Below are 20,542 nucleotides of genomic sequence, written 5' to 3' on the forward strand. Positions count from 1 at the left end.
AGCGCCCCCGGCCGTCGCGGGACGCAATCCTACTCGGCGGCGGCTTCCGCGGCGCGCGCTTCAGCGTCCAGCACCTCGGCACGCTCCTCGACCAGCTGCACGATATGATCGACCATCTGGTCGTTGGACAGCTTGTGGCTCTGCTTGCCGGCCACATAGACCATCCCCGACCCCGCCCCGCCGCCGGTGAACCCCAGATCGGTCATCAGCGCCTCGCCGGGTCCGTTGACAACGCAGCCGATGATCGACAGGCTCATCGGCGTCTTGATGTGCTCCAACCGCTGTTCCAGCGCCTCGACCGTGCGGATCACGTCGAACCCCTGCCGCGCGCAGCTGGGACAGCTGATGATCTGAACGCCCCGCGTGCGCAGGCCAAGCGACTTCAGGATCTCGAACCCGACCTTGACCTCCTGCACCGGATCGGCGGACAGGCTGACGCGGATCGTGTCGCCGATGCCGTTCCACAACAGGTTGCCAAGGCCCACCGCCGACTTGACCGTGCCGCCGACAAAGCCGCCGGCCTCGGTGATGCCCAGATGGATCGGCGCATCGGTCGCCTCGGACAGCATCTGATAGGCCGCCGCCGACAGGAACACGTCGCTGGCCTTCACGCTGATCTTGAATTCGTGGAAATCGTTGTCCTGCAGGATCTTGATATGATCCAGCCCGCTCTCGACCATCGCGTCCGGGCAGGGCTCGCCGTACTTCTCCAGCAGATGCCGTTCCAGCGATCCGGCGTTCACGCCGATGCGGATCGAACAGCCGTGGTCCTTGGCGGCCTTGATCACTTCGCGCACGCGGCTTTCGTCGCCGATGTTGCCGGGGTTGATGCGCAGGCAGGCGGCCCCCGCCTCGGCGGCCTCGATCGCGCGCTTATAATGGAAATGGATGTCCGCCACGATCGGCACCGGGCTCTCGCGACAGATCTCGCGCAGCGCGTGGGTCGTCTCCTGGTCGGGGGCGCTGATGCGCACGATGTCGGCACCGGCATCGGCACAGGCGATCACCTGCGCCAGCGTGGCGCGCACGTCATGGCCGTTGGTGTTGGTCATCGTCTGCACGCTGATCGGGGCATCGCCGCCGACGGGGACTTTGCCCACCATGATCTGGCGCGACTTGCGACGCTCGATGTTGCGCCAGGGACGGATCGGGTTCAGCGACATGGACAGCCTCCGGGGGTTCGCCCTCTCAGATAAGCCATGCGGGCCGCAACGACAACCGCCCCCTCAGCGCTGCATCGCCGTCAGGACCGTTCCCAGACAGTCGCGGGGCAGCATCAACAGCATCGGCCCCTGCATCCGCAGGCTGACCAGCCCCACCGCCCGGTTCGACGTGCCGACACGGCTTCCCGGCGCGAACTCGATCCCGTCGATCGGCCATTCAAGCCCCTGACTGCTGCCGCGCGCGGGCCCCATCGGGTACAGCGACACCCGCGTTCCGGGCATCAGCGGCAGGGTCAACCGCGGCGGGCACACCACGACCACGTCGTCGCTGGCCAGCATGACGACCCGCGGCATGCCGGGCTGGACCATCACCGTCAGCGCGGCCAGCGTATGATCCAGGCGCAGCCCCGCAAAACCCACGGCCATCACCAGCGGCGCGTCGATTCGTCCCAGGCATTTCGCGAAATCCGTGCTGTCCTGCTCGGCCACCTCCAGCACGCGGGCGGCCGGAACAGACCGCCGCGCCGGGTCCGAGATGCTGTCCAGATCGCCGATCACCCAGTCAGGCGGGTGCCCCAATGCCAGTGCCCGGTCCGCCCCGCCATCCGCCGCGACCAGCAACGGCGCAACCGAAAGCGACACCGCCAGGTCCACGGGCGCCACCATGCCGCCGCCGATCACGGTGACCCCGCGCAGGTGGCGGACCGGTCGATGCTGGTCCGCCACCCCCGCCATCAGCCCTTGCCGACGCCGCTGAAGACGCGCTTGAACGGCAACGCCCACAACACGCCAAGCCCGACATAGATCAGCAGCTCGATCCAGATCGGCTGACGCCCGAACCGACCGTCAAGCCAGTTCATCAGCGACACCGCCACGATGACATAGATGGGCATCCCGATCACCAGGATCAGGATCGACAGCCGCTTGCGTGTCTTCAGTTCCATGTCGTCGGGCTCTTTCCTCGGTGTTCCCGTACGCCCCCCAAGGGGGTCCGGGGGACAGGATGTCCCCCGGCACGTCGCGGGACGCAATCAGTCGGCAAACGGGTCGGTCACCAGGATCGTGTCGTCACGTTCCGGGCTGGTGGACAGCATCGCGACGGGGCACTGGATCAGCTCCTCGACGCGCCGCACGTACTTGATCGCGGCGGCGGGCAGGTCGGCCCAGCTGCGCGCCCCGGCGGTCGATTCGTGCCAGCCGTCCATTTCCTCATAGATCGGGCGCACCTTGGCCTGCAGCGCCGCCGCCGTCGGCAGATAGTCATAAGTGACGCCGTCGATCTCATAGCCGGTGCAGATCTTCAGCGTGTCGAACCCGTCCAGCACGTCCAGCTTGGTCAGCGCGATGCCGTTGACGCCGCTGATCGCGCAGGTCTGGCGCACCAGAACCGCATCGAACCAGCCGCAGCGCCGCTTGCGGCCCGTCACGGTGCCGAACTCGTGGCCCCGCTCGCCAAGGCGCTGGCCGTCGGCGTCCTCCAGTTCGGTCGGGAACGGACCTTCGCCCACACGGGTGGTATAGGCCTTGACGATGCCCAGCACGAAGCCGATCGCGCCCGGTCCCACGCCCGTCCCGGAGGCCGCGGCCCCCGAGGTCGTCGTGGAGGACGTGACATAGGGATAGGTCCCGAAATCGATGTCCAGCAGCGACCCCTGCGCACCCTCGAACAGGATGCGCTTTCCGGCCTTGCGGGCGTCGCCCATGATCTTCCAGACGGGCTGGGCATAGGGCAGCAGCTTTGGCGCCACTTCCATCAGCTTGGCCTTCAGCTCGGCGCGGTCGATGGGCGTGGCGCCCAGACCGGCGCGCAACGCGTCGTGATGGGCCAGCAGGCGGTCCAGGCGGCTGTCCAGCGTCTCCTCGTCGGCCAGGTCCGCGACGCGGATCGTGCGGCGGCCGACCTTGTCCTCATAGGCGGGGCCGATGCCGCGGCCGGTGGTGCCGATCTTGGCCTTGCCGGCGGCTTCCTCGCGCAGCTTGTCCAGGTCCTGGTGCAGCGGCAGGATCAGCGGCGTGTTCTCCGCGATCATCAGGTTCTCGGTCGAGATGGCGACGCCCTGCCCCGCCAGCTTGTCGATTTCCGAAAACAGCGCCCAGGGGTCCAGCACGACGCCGTTGCCGATCACCGCCAGCTTGTTCTCGCGCACGATGCCCGAGGGCAGCAGCGACAGCTTGAACACCTTGCCGCCGATGACCAGCGTGTGGCCGGCATTGTGACCGCCCTGAAAGCGCGCGATGACGTCGGCGCGTTCCGACAGCCAGTCGACGATCTTGCCCTTGCCCTCGTCGCCCCACTGGGCTCCGACAACCACAACATTGGCCATGAGCGATCCTTTTCGTTGTCCGAAGTTCTTTTCAGCCCGGCATTAGCGCATCGCGGGGGTCGGGGAAAGCCGCTTTGTCCGCACCCCGCCCGGCAGCCCGGATCAGTAGTGCGGCGGCCGCTGGTCGGCCAGGGCGACGCTGCCCGCCGCATCGGCCTGACGCTCGGCCTCGGCATGGGTCAGGCGGTCGACGCGTCCGGTCAGGCGGATCAGGTCGCGGTCCTGGCGGGCGATCACCTCGGACAGCTCGTCCGTCAGGCGGGTCAGGTGGGCCAAAGCCTCCTCCAGCTGATGCAGGCGGTCCTGCTGCTTGTCCATGTCGTCACCTTCCGTTACAGCGGCGCCTGAATATGGGCCCGAAAAGGCGACTGATACCATGGCAAAAGACAAGAAGCAGCCCCGTCCCAAGGCCGAGACGCCCAAGGGGTTCCGCGACTATTTCGGGCAGGACGTGACCGAACGGCGCGACATGCTGGACCGCATCGCGCAGGTCTATCACCGCCATGGCTTCGACCCGCTGGAGACCAGCGCCGTCGAGACGGTCGAGGCCCTAGGCAAGTTCCTGCCCGACGTGGACCGCCCCAATGCCGGCGTCTTCGCCTGGCAGGAGGAGGCGGTGCCCGGCGGCGGCACCGCGGGCGACTGGCTCGCGCTGCGCTATGACCTGACGGCACCCTTGGCGCGTGTCGCGGCGCAGTACCGCAACGACCTGCCCAGCCCGTACCGCCGCTTTGCGATGGGTCCCGTCTGGCGCAACGAGAAACCGGGGCCGGGTCGGTTCCGCCAGTTCTATCAATGCGACGCCGACACGGTCGGATCGGCATCAGTGGCGGCGGATGCCGAGATCTGCGGCATGCTGGCCGACGCGCTGGAGGCCGTGGGCATCGACCGCGGCGACTATCTGGTGCGGATCAACAACCGCAAGGTCCTGAACGGTGTCTTGGAAGCCGCCGAGGTCCGCGAGGATCAAGCCGAAGACGTGCTGCGCCAGATCGACAAGTTCGACAAGGTCGGCCGCGACGGCGTGCTGGCCCTGCTGACGACGGGCCGCCTGGACGACAGCGGTGCCCGCATCGACGGCGTGGGCCTGTCCGAGGGACAGGCGGCCCCCGTGCTGGCCTTTCTGACCTCCAAGGGCACGGACAATGCCGCGACCCTGGAGAACCTGTCGGCAGCGGTCGGTGGATCGGCCATCGGCGCCGAAGGCGTGGACGAGTTGCGCCAGATCGCCGCGATGCTGGCCGCGATGGGCGTGGCCGAGGATCGCGCCGTCATCGACCCCGCCGTCGTACGGGGCCTGGGCTATTACACCGGCCCGGTCTTCGAGGCCGAACTGACCTTCGAGATCCTGGACGACAAGGGCCGCAAGCGGCAGTTCGGGTCGGTCGCGGGCGGCGGCCGTTACGACGGCCTGGTCGAGCGTTTCACTGGGCAAAAGGTCCCGGCCACGGGCGTCAGCATCGGCGTCGACCGCCTGCTGGCCGCGCTGCGCGCCAAGGGTCTGGCCGGGGCGCAGGTCGCCGGCCCCGTGGTCGTGACCGTGATGGACCGCGACCGCATGTCGGATTACCAGGCCATGGCCGCAGACCTGCGCGCCGCCGGCATCCGGGCCGAGGTCTATCTGGGCAACCCCAAGAATTTCGGCAACCAGCTGAAATATGCGGACAAGCGCGGCGCGCCCGTCGCGATCATCCAGGGCGGGGACGAGGCCGAACGCGGCGTAGTCCAGGTCAAGGACCTGATCCTGGGCGCAAGGATCGCGGCCCAAGCCTCTGTCGAGGAATGGAAATCCCAGCCCGCCCAGACAGAGGTCGCGCGCGCCGACCTGGTGGCCGAAGTCCGCAGGATCATCGGATGATCCCCAAACAGGCCAAGCAGGCGGTCGGACAGCGGCTGCTGTCGCGGTTCCGCGACGCCGGCGCGACCGAGATCGCGCCCGACATCCTGCTGCCCGCGGGCGACCTGCTGGACCTGTACGGAGAGGACATCCGCGCCCGCGCCTATGTCACCCCCGACCCGATCCGCGGAGAGATGATGCTGCGCCCCGACTTCACCGTGCCGGTGGTCCAGGCGCATATGCAGAACGGCGCAGACCCCGCCCGCTACTGCTATCTGGGAGAGGTGTTCCGCAAGCAGGACACGGGCGACACCCGCCCCGCCACCCCGCGCGACCACGAATACCTGCAATGCGGGTTCGAGCTGTTCACCCGCGACCCCCAGGCCGATGCGAGGTGTTCGCCCTGTTCCACGACGCGCTGGCACCCCATGGCCTGCAGGCGCGCATGGGCGACATGGGACTGCTGCTGGACGCCGTGCGGGGCCTGCCGTTGACCGAGGCGCGGTCCGCGGCGCTGATCCATCACATCTGGCGTCCGGGCCGGTTCGCCCGGCTTCTGGCGCGGTTCTCGGCCCCGTCGATCGCGCGGGAGTTTCCCGACGGAACCGCGCCCTGGGCCGGGATGCGGACCGAGGAAGAGATGATCCGCCGCATCGTCCGCCTGCAATCGGATGCCGCGGTGCCGCCGCTGGCCTTGGTCTGGACCGACCGCCTGGACCGCCTGTTCGCGCTGCGGGCCCCGGCCCCGCAGGCCCTGATGGCGCTGGCCGATCTGGCCCGCGACATGCCGGCCATCGCCCCGGCGGTCACCCGCATCCGCGCGCGGCTGGATACCATCGCCGCGCGCGGGATCGACCTGCAGACGGTGATCTTCGACGCCAGCCACGGGCGCACCACGATGGAATATTACGACGGTTTCACCTTCACCTTTCAGGCGGACCGGGCCGGGTGGCCGCCCGTCGCGTCGGGCGGGCGCTATGACGCACTGACCCGCGTGCTGGGCCGGGGCCGGGAAATTCCCGCCGTCGGCGGCATCATCCGCCCCGGCCTGGTGGCCGAACTGGAGGCGCGGGCATGATCCGTCTTGGCGTGCCGTCCAAGGGGCGGCTGATGGAACAGACGTTCGACTGGTTCGCGGATCGGGGCGTGCGCCTGTCGCGGGCCGGATCGGACCGCGAATATGCGGGCCGGGTCGAGGGGGTGGACGGGGTCCAGCTGGTCCTGCTGTCCGCCGGAGAGATCCCGCGCGAACTGGCCGCGGGCCGGATCGAGCTGGGCGTGACCGGGACCGATCTGGTGCGCGAAAAGCTGGCCGGATGGTCGTCGGACCTGGTCGAACTGGCCCCGATGGGGTTCGGGCATGCCGACCTGATCCTGGCCGTGCCGGAGTGCTGGCGCGACTGCACAGACCTGGACGATTTCGCCGCCATCGCCCGCGATTTCCGGGCCGAACACGGGTTCCGCCTGCGCATCGCCACGAAATACCACCGCCTGGTCCGCGCCTGGCTGTCCGCGCACGAGGTCGCGGACTATCAGCTGGTCGACAGCCAGGGCGCGACCGAGGGCACGGTCGCCAACATGACCGCCGAGGCGATCGCCGACATCACCTCGTCAGGCGAAACGCTGCGCGCCAACAACCTGCGCATCCTGAACGAGCCCCCGATCCTGCGGTCGCAGGCGACGCTGTTCGCCAACCGCGCGGCGATGGGTCCGGCGATGGACGCGCTGATCGCCCGGCTGGCAGCGCCGGAGGCCGGTCGGTCCGCCTAGTGCTGCAGCAGGATCGGGTGAGATCGGGGCAATGACGTAAGACGCGCCGGTATTTCGCCTGTAGCGGCACCGCCGGCGCAGGACGGGATCAAACCCAAGGCAGCAGCACCGCGACTGAGATCGCGGCGATCAGTGCCCCTGCGCCCAGCTGCATCGCGCCGGGCAGCCAGCGCGCGGCGCCCGCCCAGGGGCCGTGCTCTGGCAACAGGGCAAAGCTGCCCCGCCGCGCCCACACTGCCAGACCTGCCACCGCCACGGTCACCACGGCGGTGCCCAGCCCCATGGCCACCGTCCCCAGGATGCCCATCCCGAAGATGCCCATCCGCCAGGTCAGGATCAGCAGGAACAGCGCCCCGGTGCAGGGCCGCAGCGCGATGCCCGCCACGACCAGCACCCCGTCTCGCAGGGACCGCGTCTGCGCCACCTGCCAGGCGTGGGGCCATGCGCGTGCCCGCAGCCGCAGGCGTCGCCGTGATGATGGTGATGGTGATGGTGATGGTGATGGTGAGAATCCGCCCGCGCCTGCGCGCGCAGCATCGTCACGCCGCGCCATGCCAGCCACAGCCCGACCAGCGCGACCAGGGCGGTGCTAGCTTGGACCATCGCGACCTCTGACAGGTCGGTCAGGGTCTGGCGTCCCAGGTCCAGGACGGTGATGCCACCCCAGACCAGCGCGACCGCCGTGCCCGCCTGCGCCAGCGATGATGCCACCGACAGCCCGGCCAGCCGTGCCAACGGCACCTGCGCGCCGAAACCATAGCTGCCGATGATCACCTTGCCATGCCCAGGCCCCACCGCATGCGCGACACCGTAAGCAAAGCACAGGCCCAGCAGCGACGCGACCGCCCCCGGCTGGCCGGACCGCAACGCCCGCAGCGCGCCCGCCATCGCGTTCTGAACCGCACGCTGCTGATCGGTGGCCCACCGCTCGATCCCGGCCAGACCGCCGCCCAACCACAGCGCCACCAGCGCCAGTCCGACGACCAGGCCTGTCAGGGCAACCGCGCGTCTCATGACTGCGGACCGCAGCGGACCTGTACCGAATCCGCGCCGGTGGCGCCGATGTCCACGGTGATCAGGTCGGCCTCATCGGCGCTTTGTCCGTCGCCCAAGGCCTCGCCCACGGCGCGGGCATAGGCGTCGGCGGCGGCATAGGGGTCGCCCATGCGCAGATCGGCGGTGCAATCCGCCCGTGCGATGGCGGGGGGTTCGGGTATGCTGAACTGCACGTAATATTCAGGGTCATAGACCTGGATCGTCAGCGGCTCGGCCCCGTCCAGCGGTTCGGCCAGCGGCCGCACATGGGCCGAGATCAACCGCCCATCCTCATAGCGCGCGGCAAAGTCCTGCGGTCCGTCCAGGGTCAGCCGGCGACCGCCCGCGTCCAGGAACAGCCGCCCGTCGAAACCCGGCTCCCAATCCGCGTCAAAGCCCTGCAGCGCCGCCTGTTCGTCTGGCGTCAGGACGCCGTCGCCATCGGGGTCCAGGCCCAGATCCTCGATGATCAGCAAGGAATAGAATTCGTCATAGGCCCATTCGACCGCCACATGCGTCAGCGCCCCGGACGCGTCATGACGCAGCGACAGGCCCGCGTCGATGAACACATGCGGGTGGGCCAGCGCGCCAAGCGGCATGGCGATCAGCAGGGCGGACAGGCAGGACACGCGCGGCGACATCGGCAGGGCACCTTGGCAAGGACGGCGGTTCCAGTTACCCGCGTGCGGTCCGGCTTGCAAATCACCGCTTTGCCAGCCCGGCGAAAAACGACGCACGCAGCGCAACCCCGGCGCGGGTTCGCGCGTGTCTGGGTTCGAACGAACGAGGGATGACGGGATGAAACGACGGGCATTCACGATGGCGGGGCTGGCCTTGGCGCTGACCGGCTGCGGGCGGATCGTCGATGCCCGCGCCACCGCACGCGAAACCGCATTCGAGGCGCAGTTCCCCCCGACCGGCCAGCTGATCGACGTCCAGGGACGCACCGTCCACGTCGACATCCGCGGCAGCGGCCCCGACCTGATCCTGCTGCACGGGGCCAGCGGCAACAGCCGCGATTTCACCTTCGCCCTGGCCGACCGCCTGGCCGCGCGGTACCGCGTGCTGGCCTTTGACCGGCCCGGGCTGGGATGGACCAACGATATCGGGCCGCAGACCGACAACCCCATCGCCCAGGCCGAACTGCTGCGTGCTGCCGCCGGCCAGCTGGGCGTGCGGCGCCCCGTCGTGCTGGGGCACAGCTATGGCGGCGCAGTCGCGATGGCCTGGGGCCTGCGCGCGCCGAGCGACACGGCGGCGCTGGTGATCGTGTCGGGCGCGACGATGCCTTGGCCCGGCGATCTGTCGGGCTGGTTCGCGTTTCTGGACACGCCGCTTGGCGACCGGGTCGGCCCGCCGCTGCTGACGGCCCTGGCGCCGGTGTCGCTTGGCGACCGGATCATGGCCGACATCTTCAAGCCGCAGGCGGTGCCCGCAGGCTATGCCGATTACATCGGCGTGGGGCTGGCCGCACGGCGCGGCAACTATCGCGCGAATGCGGCGCAGATCACCGGGCTACGCCCCTATCTGCGCGTCATGGCGCCCGGCTATCCGCAGCTGACCCTGCCGGTCGAGGTGATCCACGGCGGCCGCGACACCATCGTGCCGGCCGGCATCCACGCCCTGCCCCTTTCCGACGCGCTGCCCAATGCCGCGCTGACGATCCTGCCCGATCAGGGCCACATGCCCCAGCATGGCGATCCACAGGCGATCATCGACGCCGTCGACCGCGCCGCGGCCCGCGCCGGCATCCGCTAGGGGGTTGCGGGTCGCGGGCCTGCGTCCCAAGGTGGCCGCCAGATCAATCCGGGGGCCATCATGCTGACCATCCACGGCGTCACCCGCTCGCGCGCATCGCGCGTCGTGTGGCTTTGTCACGAACTGGACCTGCCCTTCCGGCAGGTGCCCGTCATTCAGGCCTATCGCATCGGCAATGCCGACGCGCCCGACGCTGCCCCCAACACCCGCAGCCCCGATTTCCTGGAACTGTCCCCCGCGGGCGCCATTCCGGTGATCGAGGACGAGGGGCTGGTGCTGTCCGAATCGCTGGCGATCACCCTGCACCTGGCGCGCAAGCACGGCGGCCCGACCGGGCCCCAGGACTATGCCGAGGACGCGCTGATGACCCAGTGGTCGATCTATGGCGCGACCGCGATCGAACCCGACGCGCTGACCATCCTGATGCTGCACAACCGCGGCACGCTGCAATCGGCCGATGACGTAGGCATCGTGGCGGACGCGTCCGAACGGCTGGTCCGGCCGCTGAAGGTGCTGGAGGATCATCTGGCGACCCACGCCTATCTGGTCGGCGGCCGGTTCACCGTGGCCGACCTGAACCTGGCCGAGATCGTGCGCTATGCCCAGGGGCACGGCGCGTTGATGGAGGGGTTTCCTGCGATCCGCGCCTGGCTGTCGGCCTGCCAGGATCGCCCGGCGTTCCAGGCGATGTGGGCCGCCCGCATGGCAGAGCCCGAATAGGCGGCGCAATCCTTGGGGTCGGGGCGCGCGGGGGACACAACCCCTTGCCGCCCGCCCCCGCCCCATGAGATAAGCGCCCCGACCCAGATCAGTGAGCGACCCCATGGCCGACGACCTTCTTTCCGGCAATGCCGCCAGCGACGCCTATTCCGCATCCTCGATCGAGGTGCTGGAGGGGCTGGAGCCCGTGCGCAAGCGTCCCGGCATGTATATCGGCGGCACCGACGAGCGCGCGCTGCACCACCTGGTCGCCGAGATCCTGGACAACTCGATGGACGAGGCCGTGGCGGGCCACGCCACCCGCATCGAAGTCGAGCTGATGGCCGATTTCAGCGTCGTCGTGCGCGACAACGGTCGCGGCATTCCCATCGACCCGCACCCCAAGTTCCCCGGCAAATCCGCGCTGGAGGTGATCCTGTGCACGCTGCATGCAGGGGGCAAGTTCTCGGGCGACACCTATCAGACCTCGGGCGGGTTGCACGGGGTCGGCGCATCGGTCGTGAACGCCCTGTCCGACTTGATGGTCGTGCAGGTCGCGCGCAACAAGGAGCTGTTCGAGCAGCGTTTCTCTCGCGGCATCCCGCAGGGGCCGGTGGCCAAGATCGGCGCGGCCCCGAACCGGCGCGGCACCACCGTGACCTTCCACGCCGACGAGGAGATCTTTGGCCATCACCGCTTCAAGCCCGCGCGGCTGATGAAGATGGTGAAATCCAAGGCCTACCTGTTCAGCGGCGTCGAGATCCGCTGGAAGACAGAGATCGACGACGGCGAAACCCCGCGCGAGGCCACGTTCCATTTCCCCGGCGGCCTGGCCGATTACCTGACCGAGACTCTGTCCGGGGCCAGTACCTATTCCGACCGCCCCTTTGCCGGCAGCATCGATTTCAACGCCAAGTTCGGCGTGCCGGGCAAGGTGGACTGGGCGATCAACTGGACGCCCGCGCGCGACGGCTTCATCCAGTCCTATTGCAACACGGTCCCCACGCCCGAGGGCGGCACGCATGAGATGGGATTCTGGGCCGCGATCCTGAAGGGCATCCGCACCTATGGCGAGCGCGTCAGCAACAAGAAGGCCGCCCAGATCACCCGCGAGGATCTGATCATCGGCGGCTGCGCGCTGGTCAGCTGTTTCATCCGCGAACCGGAATTCGTGGGTCAGACCAAGGACCGCCTGGCCACGACCGAGGCTGCCCGTCTGGTCGAGGGCGCGGTGCGCGACCATTTCGACACCTGGCTGGCCTCGGACACGAAATCGGCCGGCGCGATCCTGGATTTCCTGGTGCTGCGCGCCGAGGAACGCCTGCGCCGCCGTCAGGAAAAGGAAACCGCCCGCAAGACGGCCACGAAAAAGCTGCGCCTGCCCGGCAAGCTGGTCGATTGCAGCGCCACGAACCGCGACGGGACCGAACTGTTCATCGTCGAGGGTGACAGCGCCGGCGGATCGGCCAAGATGGCCCGCGACCGCACCAAACAGGCGCTGCTGCCCTTGCGCGGCAAGATCCTGAACGTGCTGGGCGCGGCATCGTCCAAGATGGGCGCCAACCAGGAAATAAACGATCTGTGTCAGGCGCTTGGCGTCAGCATGGGAACCCGTTTCAACGTCGATGACCTGCGTTACGACAAGATCATCATCATGACCGATGCCGATGTCGACGGCGCGCATATCGCTTCGCTGCTGATGACGTTCTTCTTCACGCAGATGCGGCCGATGATCGACAAGGGGCACCTGTATCTGGCCTGCCCGCCGCTGTACCGGCTGACCCAGGGGGCGCAGCGGCTGTACGTGTCCGACGACGCGGAAAAGGAAAAGATGATGGCCAAGGGCCTGGGCGGTCGCGGCAAGATCGACGTCCAGCGCTTCAAGGGTCTGGGAGAGATGGACGCCAAGGACCTCAAGGACACGACCATGAACCCGCTGACCCGCAAGCTGATCCGCGTCAGTATCGACGACGACGAGGGCGGCGAGACGGGCGATCTGGTCGAACGTCTGATGGGCAAGAAGCCCGAATTGCGGTTCGAATACATCCAGGAAAACGCCCGTTTCGTCGAAGAACTGGACGTGTGATCCAAACCATCGGCCTGTATGTCGCGGCGGCCCTGGCCGAGATCGCGGGCTGTTTCGCCTTTTGGGCGTGGTTGCGGCTGGATCGGTCGGCGCTGTGGCTGGTGCCCGGCATGGTCGCGCTGGCGCTGTTCGCATGGGCGCTGACGCGGGTTCAGGTTGATTTCGCGGGACGCGCCTATGCGGCCTATGGCGGCGTCTACATCGCCACGTCGCTGGCGTGGCTGTGGCTGGTCGAGGGTCAGACCCCCGGCAGGCTGGACCTGCTGGGGGCGGGATTGTGCATCGCGGGGGCCGCGGTGATCCTGGCGGGCGCCAGGGCGTGAGGGGTCGCGCCTAGACCCATTTTGCCAAGGGCGGCAGGCTCATCAGCACGGCATCGGCGTTGTGCCCCGTCTCCAGCCCGAACTTGGTGCCGCGGTCATAGACCAGGTTGTATTCCGCATAGAGCCCGCGATGGATCAGCTGTGCGTCGCGGTCTGCCGCGTCGAACGCCTGCGTCATCCGCGCCTCTGCCAGCGGCAGGAACGCGGGCAGCAACGCCGCACCCACATCGCGGGTAAAGGCAAAATCGGCCTCCCAGTCCCCGGTGTTCAGATCGTCATAGAATATCCCGCCGACGCCGCGTGCCCGCCCGCGATGGGGGATGAAGAAATACTCGTCCGCCCAGGCCTTGAAGCGGTCATAGTAGTCCGCCCCGTGCGGCAGGCAAGCATCGCGCAGCGTGTTGTGGAAATGCGCGGTGTCGTCGGCGTATTCGATGCAGGGGTTCAGGTCGGACCCGCCCCCGAACCACCATGCACCGGGGGTCCAGAACATGCGGGTGTTCATGTGTACGGCGGGCGCGTGCGGGTTCTGCATATGCGCGACCAGGCTGATGCCCGACGCCCAGAACCGCGGATCGTCCTCCATGCCCGGGACGCCGCGGGCGGCCATCGCGGCCTGCGCGCGAGGGGCCAGCGTCCCGTGCACCTCGGACCAATTCACGCCCACCTTCTCGAAGGCGCGGCCGCCGCGCATCACCGACATGATGCCGCCGCCGCCATCATCGGCGCGTTCGGTCGGCGTCACCTCGAACCGGCCCGCGGGTGCGTCGCCGGGGGCGCGGTCCTCCAGCGCCTCGAACGCGGCGGTGATGCGGTCGCGCAGGTCGCGGAACCAAACTGCGGCGCGGTGGCGTTGTTCATCCATGGCGGGCCTCATTCGTGATTTGCCAGCCCCAGGCATCGCGACTAGCATCGCCTGCGTCCATAAAGAGAGCCGCCATGCGCCGCAACACCGCCCTTGCCCTTTGTCTTGCCCCCGTCATGGCGCTTGCAGCGTGTGGCACGCCACAGGAACGCTGCATCAGCCGCAACACCAGCGAATACCGCACCGTCAGCAGCCTGCTGGCCGAGGTCGAGGGCAATCTGTCGCGGGGCTATGCCTGGGACGAACGCCAGGTCGTGCGGTCACGCTTTGCGCAATGCGAACGCGTCACCCGCGACCGCGAGGGAAAGGCCCAGATCAGCACCTATGGCTGCTGGCGCGACTATGTCGATGTGGAGCGTTTCCGCGTGCCCATCGATCCGGCCGCGGAAACGCGCAAACGCGACGGGTTGGTGGAACGCCAGGCGGCCCTGACGCGCGGCGCGAATGCCGCCGTGGCCGCCTGCCGCGCCGCCTACCCCGAGGAAACCTAAAGCACCTGTGAGGTCACGGGGTCGGCCAGGCTGCGGCCACCGTCGACGGTGACGATCTGGCCGGTGACAAAGCGCGCGCCGTCGCTGACCAGGTAATGCACCGTCTCGGCCAGTTCCTCGGCCGGGGCGATGCGACCCAGGGGGGTGCCCGCGATGATCTGCGCCCGCTGGTCGGGATTGTCCTTCAGCGCGCATTGCAATTCGTGCGACATCACGCTGCTGAAGCTGACGCCGTTCACGCGGATGCGGTGCGGCGCCAGGGCCAGCGCCAGCCCGCGCGTCGCCTGCTCCTGCGCCGCGCAGGCGATGGAATAGCCAAGCATAGACGGGATCGGCCGCCGCGCCGCCAGGGTCGAGATATTGACGATCGCCCCGGTCTGGGCGCTTGGCCCCTCGCCCTCGGCCTGGCGGATCATGCGTTTCGCGACCATCTGCGACAGGCGCAGACCGGCCAGCATGTTCTGGCGCAGCATCTCCTCCAGCGCGTCCATGTCGGTGTCCAGCGGGTCGCTGCCCCGCACGAAGCGGTGGGCGTTCACCAGGATGTCGACACGGTCGAACGCGTCCAGCGTCGCCGACAACAGGTTCGCCATCGCCAGCTTTTCCGACATGTTGCCGACGAAATGGCGCACCAGGCTTTCGTCGTCGGCATAATCCGATACAGCCGACTGCAGCGCCTGTTCATCGCCGTCGGCGAACATGACCGACGCGCCGCGTTCGGCCAGATGCCGCGCAATGGCCAGGCCCACGCCGCGCCCGGCCCCGGTGACGATGGCCGTCTTGCCCTGGATCGACAGCGTCACCGCCGCTTCCCCTTGGTGCGGACCGTGGCAGTGCCCTTGCCCGCCGCGGTCGCCTCGATCACCTTGAAGCGGGTGTCGCCGGCGATCTCGTGGACCTGACCGAAATGCTGGGCCAGGACCGATTCGTAAGGCAGGTGCCGGTTGGCGACCATCCACAGCCGGCCCGCGCCGGTCAGAATGCGCGCCGCGGTGGCGATGAAATCGGCGCCAAGCCGGGGGTCGGCCTGCCGCCCCTCGTGGAACGGCGGGTTCATGATCACGCCGTTGACCGGTTCGCGCAGGTTGAAATCGCGCGCATCCGCCCAATGGAACCGCGCCCGCGGATCGGTCACGTTCTGCCGGGCCGAGGTCAGCGCCGCGTGGTCGGCCTCGACCAGATGCAGTTCCGCGATGCCCGGACGGGCCAGCGCCTGCGCGGACAGCCAGCCCCAGCCTGCGCCCAGATCGACCACGCGGGTCGGCATCTTGGGCGGCAGGTTGTCGGCCAGCATCTTCGATCCCGGATCGATCCCGTCGGCCGAAAAGACACCTGGCAGGGTCACGAACCCTGGTTCGACCAGACGCTCGGTCGCGGTCCAGTCGGCAGGCAGACCCGCATCGGGCAGCGTCACCTGAAAGATCTTGCCATGCGCCTTGCTGATGACGTCGCGCACCTCGGCATGGCCGCGCAGCTCCTTGAGCAGGGAATCGACGCCGTCGGTCTTTTGCCCATCGACCCACAGGGCCGCGCCGGGCGCCAGATGCGCCGCGGCCAGCGCAAGGCGGGCGCGCGCCGCAGCCTTGGCCCGCGGCAGCCGCACGATGGCCGCGTCGAAACGGCCCGTCGCGTCGGTCTGCACGTCGAAACCGCGGGCGGTCAGGCCGTGATGGTCGGGGAAATTCCCCTGGACGATGGTCAGCTGATCGGGGTCGAGGGGGGACAGGTCATCGGCGGCGGTGGCGCCGATGAACAGCACCCGGCCTCCGGGATGGCCGTCCGGAAAGGCCAGATCCAGTCGTGATTGGGTCACGCGATTACTCTTTTTCCATGGTGCATTGCAGGGGATGCTGCTGGCGGCGGGCCAGCTCCATCACCTGGGCGACCTTCGTCTCGGCCACCTCGTGTGAAAAGATCCCCACGACTGCCAGACCGCGGCGGTGCACGGTCAGCATGATCTCTATGGCCTGCGCGTGGGTCATGTGGAACAGCCGCTCCAGGACATGCACGACGAATTCCATCGGCGTGAAGTCGTCGTTCAGCAGCAGGACCTTGTACATCGGCGGCCGCTGCGATTTCGCGCGGGGCTTGACCGCCAGATCGGATTGGTCATCGGGATTGTCGGGTGCGGTCATCCAGTGCGTCATCGGGCTGCGGTCGTTCCTGAATGCTGAGGCGAGGGAGGTGGGCGCTGTCGCCATCACCGGAAATATAGCGCAATCGCGCCCGGATGAAAGCCCCCCGCGCGGATGCGCCGCGACCCACACCAAAAGGGGCCCGCCAACGGTACAGACAAAATTAGCGCGATTGCCCGGTTTCAAGGATAAAAGACCCGTGCTATTATAGGTTGATTAACGACGGACGTGCGACAAACGACGCGTCCGCTTGAGGCAGAGAGACAGCGACAGTGACCCGATTTACCCATGCCTTCCGGCTGCTTTGTCATGCCGTCCTGGCCGTTGCCCTGTTGGGCCTGCCGGCCGCCGCGGCACCTTTCGCGGCCTATGTGATGGACGCCCGGACGGGCCAGCCCATCTATCGCCAGAATTCGGATACGCGACTGCATCCTGCCTCGCTGACCAAGATGATGACGCTGTACATGGCGTTCTCGGCCATCGAACGCGGACAGGTCCGGCTGGATTCGAAATTCACCATCTCGACCAAGGCCGCGAACGAGCCGCCGTCCAAGCTGGGCCTGCGCGCCGGACAACAGATCGAGCTGCGCTATCTGCTGCGCGCCGCGGCGATCAAGTCGGCCAACGACGCCGCCACCGCCATCGGCGAAGGGCTGGCAGGGTCCGAACAGGCCTTTACCCAGCAGATGACGCAGATGGCACGCGCAATCGGCATGAACAACAGCCAGTTCCGCAACGCCCACGGCCTGACGGCCGAAGGCCACTTCTCGACCGCCCATGACATGAGCGTTCTGGGACGCCACCTGTTCTATGATTTCCCTCAGTATTACAACCTGTTCTCGCGCCGTTCGGCCGATGCGGGCATCGCGCAGGTCGCATCGACCAATCGGCGGTTCCTGGACGCCTATTCCGGCGCCGACGGGATCAAGACGGGCTATACGCGGGCGGCGGGTTTCAACCTGACGGCCTCGGCACAGCGCGGCAACCGCCGCCTGATCGCAACCGTCTTCGGCGGCACCTCCACCGCGCATCGCAACCAGGTGATGACGGAACTGCTGGACAGCAGCTTCACCCGCATCCCCGATCGCGTCCGCGAGGTGCGTCCGCAGGCGCCGCGCATGCTGGTGCAGGCGACGACGCGCCGCGCCCAGGTCGCCGCCAGCCCGGCGGCAACCCAAGCCGAACCGCAGCGTCTGGTGCTGCAGGCATCGCCCCCGCCCACAACGCGTCCCGCCGCGGCCGCATCGACCCTGGTCGCCGCAGCCCCGCAGGTCGACCTGACAGAGGCGCTGCGCCGTGCCGGTGCCACCGACGCGCCCGCAGCACCGCCGGGCGTCGCACTGGCCAGCAGCCAGCGCCCGCGCGCCCGCCCCGGTTCGGCGGCCCCTGCCGCGAGGCGATCCAGCAGGCGCTGCGACCGCCGTCGCGTCGGATGATGCACCGGCGCAGCAAGCCAGCCTTGCCGCACCCGTGCTGGCCGGATCGGCACGCCCGGCGCCCTCGCCGCGGCGCACGGCCAGCATCGCCGCAGTCGCTCAACCAGAGCCCGCAGCCGTTGCCGCCGCTCCGGAACCGCAGATGCGCGCAGCACCCGGCACGCTGTCGCTGGACAGCTCCACCGCGCCCAAGCCCCGGTCCGAAACCGTGATCCTGGCGGCGATGGGCGAAGGCGACCTTGGCAACCCCGAGGCACTGGAAGTCGTCCGTCGTCCCACCGACAGCGGCCGCAACTTTGGCGTCAGCCTGGGTCTCTACACCTCCCAGGCCGAGGCTGACCGCCTGCTGCTGGGCCTGGCCCTGCAGGACGGAAACCTGTTCGGCGCCGCACGCCGCAACGTCGCCAACACCAATCGCGGTTTCGAACCGCAGTTCGGCAACCTGTCCAAGGGCCATGCCGAACTGGCCTGCGAGCGGATGCAAAGCCGGTCCCAGCCCTGCCAAGTCATCGGCAACTGACACACCGCAAAATCTGACACGACGTCCCCGCCCCCAAAGGCGGGGGCGTTCGCATGTCCGCATGCGACAACCCGCCCGGTTGGCCTGTCAGACGCCTGACTTATGTTGTTTTCAGAAATTACTGAAACAACGGGAACAAGCGAATGTCAGTCTCGGCCTTGCGGCAGGAGTTCATCCTGCATTTCGGCGAAATGGGATCGCGGTGGGGCATCAACCGCACCGTCGGTCAGGTCTATGCCCTGCTGTTCCTGGCCGACGAACCGTTATGCGCCGATGACATCGTGGCCGCCTTGGGCTTTTCGCGGTCGAACGTGTCGATGGCGCTCAAGGAGCTGCAAAGCTGGAACCTGGTCCGTCTGCGGCATCAGCAGGACGACCGGCGCGAATTCTTCACCACGCCCGACGACTTTTGGGAGATCGTGCGCACGCTGATCAACGAACGGCGCAAGCGCGAGATCGACCCGACCCTGACCAAGCTGCGCGAGCTGTCGATGGCCGAACCGGACCCCACCGACCGCGCGGCCCATGCCCGGATCGCGGAACTGCGCCAGCTGATCGAGCAGATGACCCGGTTCCACGACGACCTCGCCCGGTTCGAGACCGAGCGCCTGGTCGCGATCCTGAACATGGGCGCCCGTCTTGGCCGCCTTGTCGACGGCGCGGGCAAGCTGATCCCGATCCGCCGCAGCAAACCTCAATCGAAAGGCTGAACCCATGGACCCGCTGATTCTGTCGCGGATTCAATTTGCCGCGAACATCTCTTTCCACATCCTGTTTCCTACCATCACCATCGCGCTTGGCTGGGTGCTGTTGTTCTTCAAGCTGCGCTTCAACCGGACGGGCGACGAAAAATGGATGGACGCCTATCGCTTCTGGGTGAAGGTGTTCGCCCTGTCCTTTGCGCTTGGCGTCGTGTCGGGCATCACCATGTCGTTCCAGTTCGGCACCAACTGGCCCGGCTTCATGGAGGCTGTGGGCAACGTCGCAGGACCGCTGCTGGCCTATGAGATCCTGACGGCCTTCTTCCTCGAGGCCGCGTTCCTGGGCATCATGCTGTTCGGCTTTCGCCGCGTGCCGGGCTGGCTGCACACGACGGCCACGGCGCTGGTGGCATTTGGCACGACCCTGTCGGCCTTCTGGATCCTGGTCCTGAACAGCTGGATGCACACCCCCGCGGGGTATGAACTGCGCGACGGCGTCGTCCATGCGACCGACTGGTTCGCGATCGTCTTCAACCCGTCGATGCCCTATCGCTTGGCGCACATGCTGCTGGCCTCGGGTCTGACGGTATCCTTCCTGATCGCCGGTTTCTCGGCCATGCGCTGGCTGTGGGGCGACCGCAGCGCGGAGGTCCGCACGACGCTGCGGTTCGGCGCGACGCTTGGCGCGATCCTGATCCCGATCCAGATCTATGCCGGCGACATGCACGGCCTGAACACGCTGGAGCATCAGCCCGCCAAGGTCGCCGCGATGGAGGGCAACTGGGAGACGCAGGGCAACGTGCCCCTGGTCCTGTTCGCCATCCCCGACCAGGAAGCGCGCGAGAACCGGATGGAGATCGCCATCCCCAGTGTCGCCTCGCTGATCCTGACGCACAGCCTTGACGGCGAGGTGCCGGGCCTGAATGATTTCGTGGCCGCTGACGGCACCGTCGAACACCCGCCCGTGGCGCCGGTCTTTTACGCCTTCCGCGTGATGGTGGGCCTGGGCTTTGCGATGCTGGCGCTGTCCTGGTCGTCGGTCTGGCTGATGCGCCGCGGCCGCGGCGTCGAGGGGCTGCCCCGCCCGTGGATCTATGCCTTTGTCGGCATGGCCTTTTCGGGCTGGGTCGCGACCCTGGCCGGTTGGTACGTCACCGAGATCGGGCGCCAGCCCTGGCTGGTTACCGGCGTGCTGACCACCAAGGAGGCCGTCGGTCCGGTGACGGGCGGCATGGTCGCCTCGACCCTTGCGGCCTATCTGCTGGTCTATGCGGGGCTGATGGCCGCCTATCTGGGCACGCTGACCTATCTGGCGCGCAAGGCAGCCCGTCACGACCCGCTGACCCCGGATGTCCCGAAACCCGATGCGGGCATCCGCGTCCTGCAGCCCGGAGAGTAA

23 protein-coding genes and 1 pseudogene are annotated in these 20,542 nt (G+C 68.1%); 12 read left to right on the plus strand and 12 right to left on the minus strand.

Annotated features, from left to right (window positions below; translation table 11 throughout):
• Positions 1-29: 29 nt before the first annotated feature.
• The 5 genes from ispG to TY51_RS00025 all read right to left on the minus strand — a co-directional run bounded on the left by ispG (position 30) and on the right by TY51_RS00025 (position 3,805).
• Positions 30-1,163 (minus strand): flavodoxin-dependent (E)-4-hydroxy-3-methylbut-2-enyl-diphosphate synthase, encoded by a 1,134-nt coding sequence (gene ispG / locus TY51_RS00005; protein ID WP_042244348.1) that lies wholly within the window; start codon positions 1,161-1,163, stop codon positions 30-32.
• Between the two features lie 63 nt (positions 1,164-1,226).
• Positions 1,227-1,898, minus strand: coding sequence for a thiamine diphosphokinase (locus TY51_RS00010; protein WP_042244350.1), 672 nt, complete (start codon positions 1,896-1,898; stop codon positions 1,227-1,229).
• The gene (locus TY51_RS00015; protein WP_042244352.1) at positions 1,898-2,107 is read right to left on the minus strand and encodes a DUF2842 domain-containing protein; all 210 of its coding nucleotides are present in this window, start codon (positions 2,105-2,107) and stop codon (positions 1,898-1,900) included. The genes TY51_RS00010 and TY51_RS00015 overlap by 1 nt, the downstream gene beginning before the upstream one ends.
• An 87-nt stretch (positions 2,108-2,194) precedes the next feature.
• A complete protein-coding gene (locus TY51_RS00020; protein ID WP_042244353.1) occupies positions 2,195-3,487 on the minus strand; it encodes an adenylosuccinate synthase in 1,293 nt (430 codons plus the stop codon).
• Positions 3,488-3,589: 102 nt separating this feature from the next.
• A complete protein-coding gene (locus TY51_RS00025; protein ID WP_042244354.1) occupies positions 3,590-3,805 on the minus strand; it encodes a SlyX family protein in 216 nt (71 codons plus the stop codon).
• Positions 3,806-3,863: 58 nt separating this feature from the next.
• Between TY51_RS00025 and hisS the strand changes: the two genes are divergently transcribed.
• The 3 genes and pseudogenes from hisS to hisG all read left to right on the plus strand — a co-directional run bounded on the left by hisS (position 3,864) and on the right by hisG (position 7,094).
• Complete coding sequence (gene hisS / locus TY51_RS00030) at positions 3,864-5,345, plus strand: histidine--tRNA ligase (protein ID WP_042244356.1); 1,482 nt, start codon at positions 3,864-3,866, stop codon at positions 5,343-5,345.
• Positions 5,342-6,402: pseudogene (locus TY51_RS00035) on the plus strand (ATP phosphoribosyltransferase regulatory subunit). Before hisS ends, TY51_RS00035 begins: the two are co-directional and overlap by 4 nt.
• Positions 6,399-7,094 carry an ATP phosphoribosyltransferase gene (gene hisG / locus TY51_RS00040; protein WP_042244359.1) on the plus strand — a complete coding sequence of 232 codons (696 nt, stop codon included), beginning with the start codon at positions 6,399-6,401 and terminating at the stop codon, positions 7,092-7,094. The pseudogene TY51_RS00035 and the gene hisG overlap by 4 nt, the downstream one beginning before the upstream one ends.
• A gap of 88 nt (positions 7,095-7,182) precedes the next feature.
• Here the strand turns inward: hisG and TY51_RS24180 are convergent, their stop codons facing one another.
• From TY51_RS24180 to TY51_RS00050, 3 genes are read right to left on the minus strand one after another with little or no spacing between them, the layout of a single operon-like run.
• Positions 7,183-7,479: a hypothetical protein gene (locus TY51_RS24180; RefSeq protein ID WP_307533580.1), complete on the minus strand. Its 297-nt coding sequence runs from the start codon at positions 7,477-7,479 to the stop codon at positions 7,183-7,185.
• Complete coding sequence (locus TY51_RS00045) at positions 7,431-8,108, minus strand: nickel/cobalt transporter (RefSeq protein WP_307533583.1); 678 nt, start codon at positions 8,106-8,108, stop codon at positions 7,431-7,433. The genes TY51_RS24180 and TY51_RS00045 overlap by 49 nt, the downstream gene beginning before the upstream one ends.
• A complete protein-coding gene (locus TY51_RS00050) occupies positions 8,105-8,770 on the minus strand; it encodes a DUF1007 family protein (protein WP_042244360.1) in 666 nt (221 codons plus the stop codon). Before TY51_RS00050 ends, TY51_RS00045 begins: the two co-directional genes overlap by 4 nt.
• Positions 8,771-8,927: 157 nt before the next feature.
• Here TY51_RS00050 and TY51_RS00055 point away from each other — a divergent pair, with 157 nt between their 5' ends.
• The 4 genes from TY51_RS00055 to TY51_RS00070 all read left to right on the plus strand — a co-directional run bounded on the left by TY51_RS00055 (position 8,928) and on the right by TY51_RS00070 (position 12,995).
• On the plus strand, positions 8,928-9,887 hold the full coding sequence (locus TY51_RS00055) for an alpha/beta fold hydrolase (RefSeq protein ID WP_231558826.1): 960 nt from the start codon (positions 8,928-8,930) through the stop codon (positions 9,885-9,887).
• A 60-nt stretch (positions 9,888-9,947) separates the two neighbouring features.
• Positions 9,948-10,607, plus strand: a complete 660-nt coding sequence (locus TY51_RS00060) for a glutathione S-transferase family protein (RefSeq protein WP_042244364.1) — start codon at positions 9,948-9,950, stop codon at positions 10,605-10,607.
• 103 nt (positions 10,608-10,710) lie between these two features.
• Positions 10,711-12,672 carry a DNA topoisomerase IV subunit B gene (parE, locus tag TY51_RS00065; protein WP_042244561.1) on the plus strand — a complete coding sequence of 654 codons (1,962 nt, stop codon included), beginning with the start codon at positions 10,711-10,713 and terminating at the stop codon, positions 12,670-12,672.
• Positions 12,669-12,995, plus strand: a complete 327-nt coding sequence (locus tag TY51_RS00070; RefSeq protein ID WP_197054582.1) for a YnfA family protein — start codon at positions 12,669-12,671, stop codon at positions 12,993-12,995. Before parE ends, TY51_RS00070 begins: the two co-directional genes overlap by 4 nt.
• Positions 12,996-13,005: 10 nt before the next feature.
• Here TY51_RS00070 and hemF read toward each other — a convergent pair whose 3' ends face one another.
• Complete coding sequence (gene hemF, locus TY51_RS00075; RefSeq protein ID WP_042244366.1) at positions 13,006-13,872, minus strand: oxygen-dependent coproporphyrinogen oxidase; 867 nt, start codon at positions 13,870-13,872, stop codon at positions 13,006-13,008.
• A gap of 62 nt (positions 13,873-13,934) precedes the next feature.
• On the opposite strand from hemF, the gene TY51_RS00080 reads away from it, so the two are divergent.
• Positions 13,935-14,351, plus strand: a complete 417-nt coding sequence (locus tag TY51_RS00080) for a hypothetical protein (protein WP_042244369.1) — start codon at positions 13,935-13,937, stop codon at positions 14,349-14,351.
• Here TY51_RS00080 and TY51_RS00085 read toward each other — a convergent pair.
• From TY51_RS00085 to clpS, 3 genes are read right to left on the minus strand one after another with little or no spacing between them, the layout of a single operon-like run.
• Positions 14,348-15,154 carry an SDR family NAD(P)-dependent oxidoreductase gene (locus TY51_RS00085; RefSeq protein WP_042244371.1) on the minus strand — a complete coding sequence of 269 codons (807 nt, stop codon included), beginning with the start codon at positions 15,152-15,154 and terminating at the stop codon, positions 14,348-14,350. The two genes, TY51_RS00080 and TY51_RS00085, sit on opposite strands and share 4 nt — an antisense overlap.
• A complete protein-coding gene (locus TY51_RS00090) occupies positions 15,151-16,164 on the minus strand; it encodes a class I SAM-dependent methyltransferase (RefSeq protein ID WP_042244373.1) in 1,014 nt (337 codons plus the stop codon). Before TY51_RS00090 ends, TY51_RS00085 begins: the two co-directional genes overlap by 4 nt.
• A gap of 4 nt (positions 16,165-16,168) precedes the next feature.
• The gene (gene clpS, locus TY51_RS00095) at positions 16,169-16,486 is read right to left on the minus strand and encodes an ATP-dependent Clp protease adapter ClpS (protein WP_042244565.1); all 318 of its coding nucleotides are present in this window, start codon (positions 16,484-16,486) and stop codon (positions 16,169-16,171) included.
• Between the two features lie 272 nt (positions 16,487-16,758).
• Here clpS and TY51_RS24185 point away from each other — a divergent pair, with 272 nt between their 5' ends.
• The 4 genes from TY51_RS24185 to TY51_RS00115 all read left to right on the plus strand — a co-directional run bounded on the left by TY51_RS24185 (position 16,759) and on the right by TY51_RS00115 (position 20,542).
• Positions 16,759-17,922 (plus strand): D-alanyl-D-alanine carboxypeptidase family protein, encoded by a 1,164-nt coding sequence (locus TY51_RS24185; RefSeq protein ID WP_307533594.1) that lies wholly within the window; start codon positions 16,759-16,761, stop codon positions 17,920-17,922.
• A gap of 142 nt (positions 17,923-18,064) precedes the next feature.
• A complete protein-coding gene (locus TY51_RS20655; RefSeq protein ID WP_042244375.1) occupies positions 18,065-18,442 on the plus strand; it encodes a hypothetical protein in 378 nt (125 codons plus the stop codon).
• Between the two features lie 143 nt (positions 18,443-18,585).
• Positions 18,586-19,152, plus strand: a complete 567-nt coding sequence (locus tag TY51_RS00110; RefSeq protein WP_042244376.1) for a GbsR/MarR family transcriptional regulator — start codon at positions 18,586-18,588, stop codon at positions 19,150-19,152.
• A gap of 4 nt (positions 19,153-19,156) precedes the next feature.
• Positions 19,157-20,542, plus strand: coding sequence for a cytochrome ubiquinol oxidase subunit I (locus tag TY51_RS00115; RefSeq protein ID WP_042244378.1), 1,386 nt, complete (start codon positions 19,157-19,159; stop codon positions 20,540-20,542).

It is taken from the genome of Paracoccus sp. PAMC 22219 (assembly GCF_000787695.1).
Classification (GTDB): domain Bacteria; phylum Pseudomonadota; class Alphaproteobacteria; order Rhodobacterales; family Rhodobacteraceae; genus Paracoccus.

Excerpts from the sequence above, each read along its gene's own strand:
- ispG (WP_042244348.1), bottom strand. The coding sequence starts at position 1,163 with ATGTCGCTGAACCCGATCCGTCCCTGGCGCAACATCGAGCGTCGCAAG.
- TY51_RS00010 (WP_042244350.1), bottom strand. The coding sequence starts at position 1,898 with ATGGCGGGGGTGGCGGACCAGCATCGACCGGTCCGCCACCTGCGCGGG.
- TY51_RS00015 (WP_042244352.1), bottom strand. The coding sequence starts at position 2,107 with ATGGAACTGAAGACACGCAAGCGGCTGTCGATCCTGATCCTGGTGATC.
- TY51_RS00020 (WP_042244353.1), bottom strand. The coding sequence starts at position 3,487 with ATGGCCAATGTTGTGGTTGTCGGAGCCCAGTGGGGCGACGAGGGCAAG.
- TY51_RS00025 (WP_042244354.1), bottom strand. The coding sequence starts at position 3,805 with ATGGACAAGCAGCAGGACCGCCTGCATCAGCTGGAGGAGGCTTTGGCC.
- hisS (WP_042244356.1), top strand. The coding sequence starts at position 3,864 with ATGGCAAAAGACAAGAAGCAGCCCCGTCCCAAGGCCGAGACGCCCAAG.
- hisG (WP_042244359.1), top strand. The coding sequence starts at position 6,399 with ATGATCCGTCTTGGCGTGCCGTCCAAGGGGCGGCTGATGGAACAGACG.
- TY51_RS00045 (WP_307533583.1), bottom strand. The coding sequence starts at position 8,108 with ATGAGACGCGCGGTTGCCCTGACAGGCCTGGTCGTCGGACTGGCGCTG.
- TY51_RS00050 (WP_042244360.1), bottom strand. The coding sequence starts at position 8,770 with ATGTCGCCGCGCGTGTCCTGCCTGTCCGCCCTGCTGATCGCCATGCCG.
- TY51_RS00055 (WP_231558826.1), top strand. The coding sequence starts at position 8,928 with ATGAAACGACGGGCATTCACGATGGCGGGGCTGGCCTTGGCGCTGACC.
- TY51_RS00060 (WP_042244364.1), top strand. The coding sequence starts at position 9,948 with ATGCTGACCATCCACGGCGTCACCCGCTCGCGCGCATCGCGCGTCGTG.
- parE (WP_042244561.1), top strand. The coding sequence starts at position 10,711 with ATGGCCGACGACCTTCTTTCCGGCAATGCCGCCAGCGACGCCTATTCC.
- hemF (WP_042244366.1), bottom strand. The coding sequence starts at position 13,872 with ATGAGGCCCGCCATGGATGAACAACGCCACCGCGCCGCAGTTTGGTTC.
- TY51_RS00080 (WP_042244369.1), top strand. The coding sequence starts at position 13,935 with ATGCGCCGCAACACCGCCCTTGCCCTTTGTCTTGCCCCCGTCATGGCG.
- clpS (WP_042244565.1), bottom strand. The coding sequence starts at position 16,486 with ATGACCGCACCCGACAATCCCGATGACCAATCCGATCTGGCGGTCAAG.
- TY51_RS20655 (WP_042244375.1), top strand. The coding sequence starts at position 18,065 with ATGCGCGCAGCACCCGGCACGCTGTCGCTGGACAGCTCCACCGCGCCC.
- TY51_RS00110 (WP_042244376.1), top strand. The coding sequence starts at position 18,586 with ATGTCAGTCTCGGCCTTGCGGCAGGAGTTCATCCTGCATTTCGGCGAA.
- TY51_RS00115 (WP_042244378.1), top strand. The coding sequence starts at position 19,157 with ATGGACCCGCTGATTCTGTCGCGGATTCAATTTGCCGCGAACATCTCT.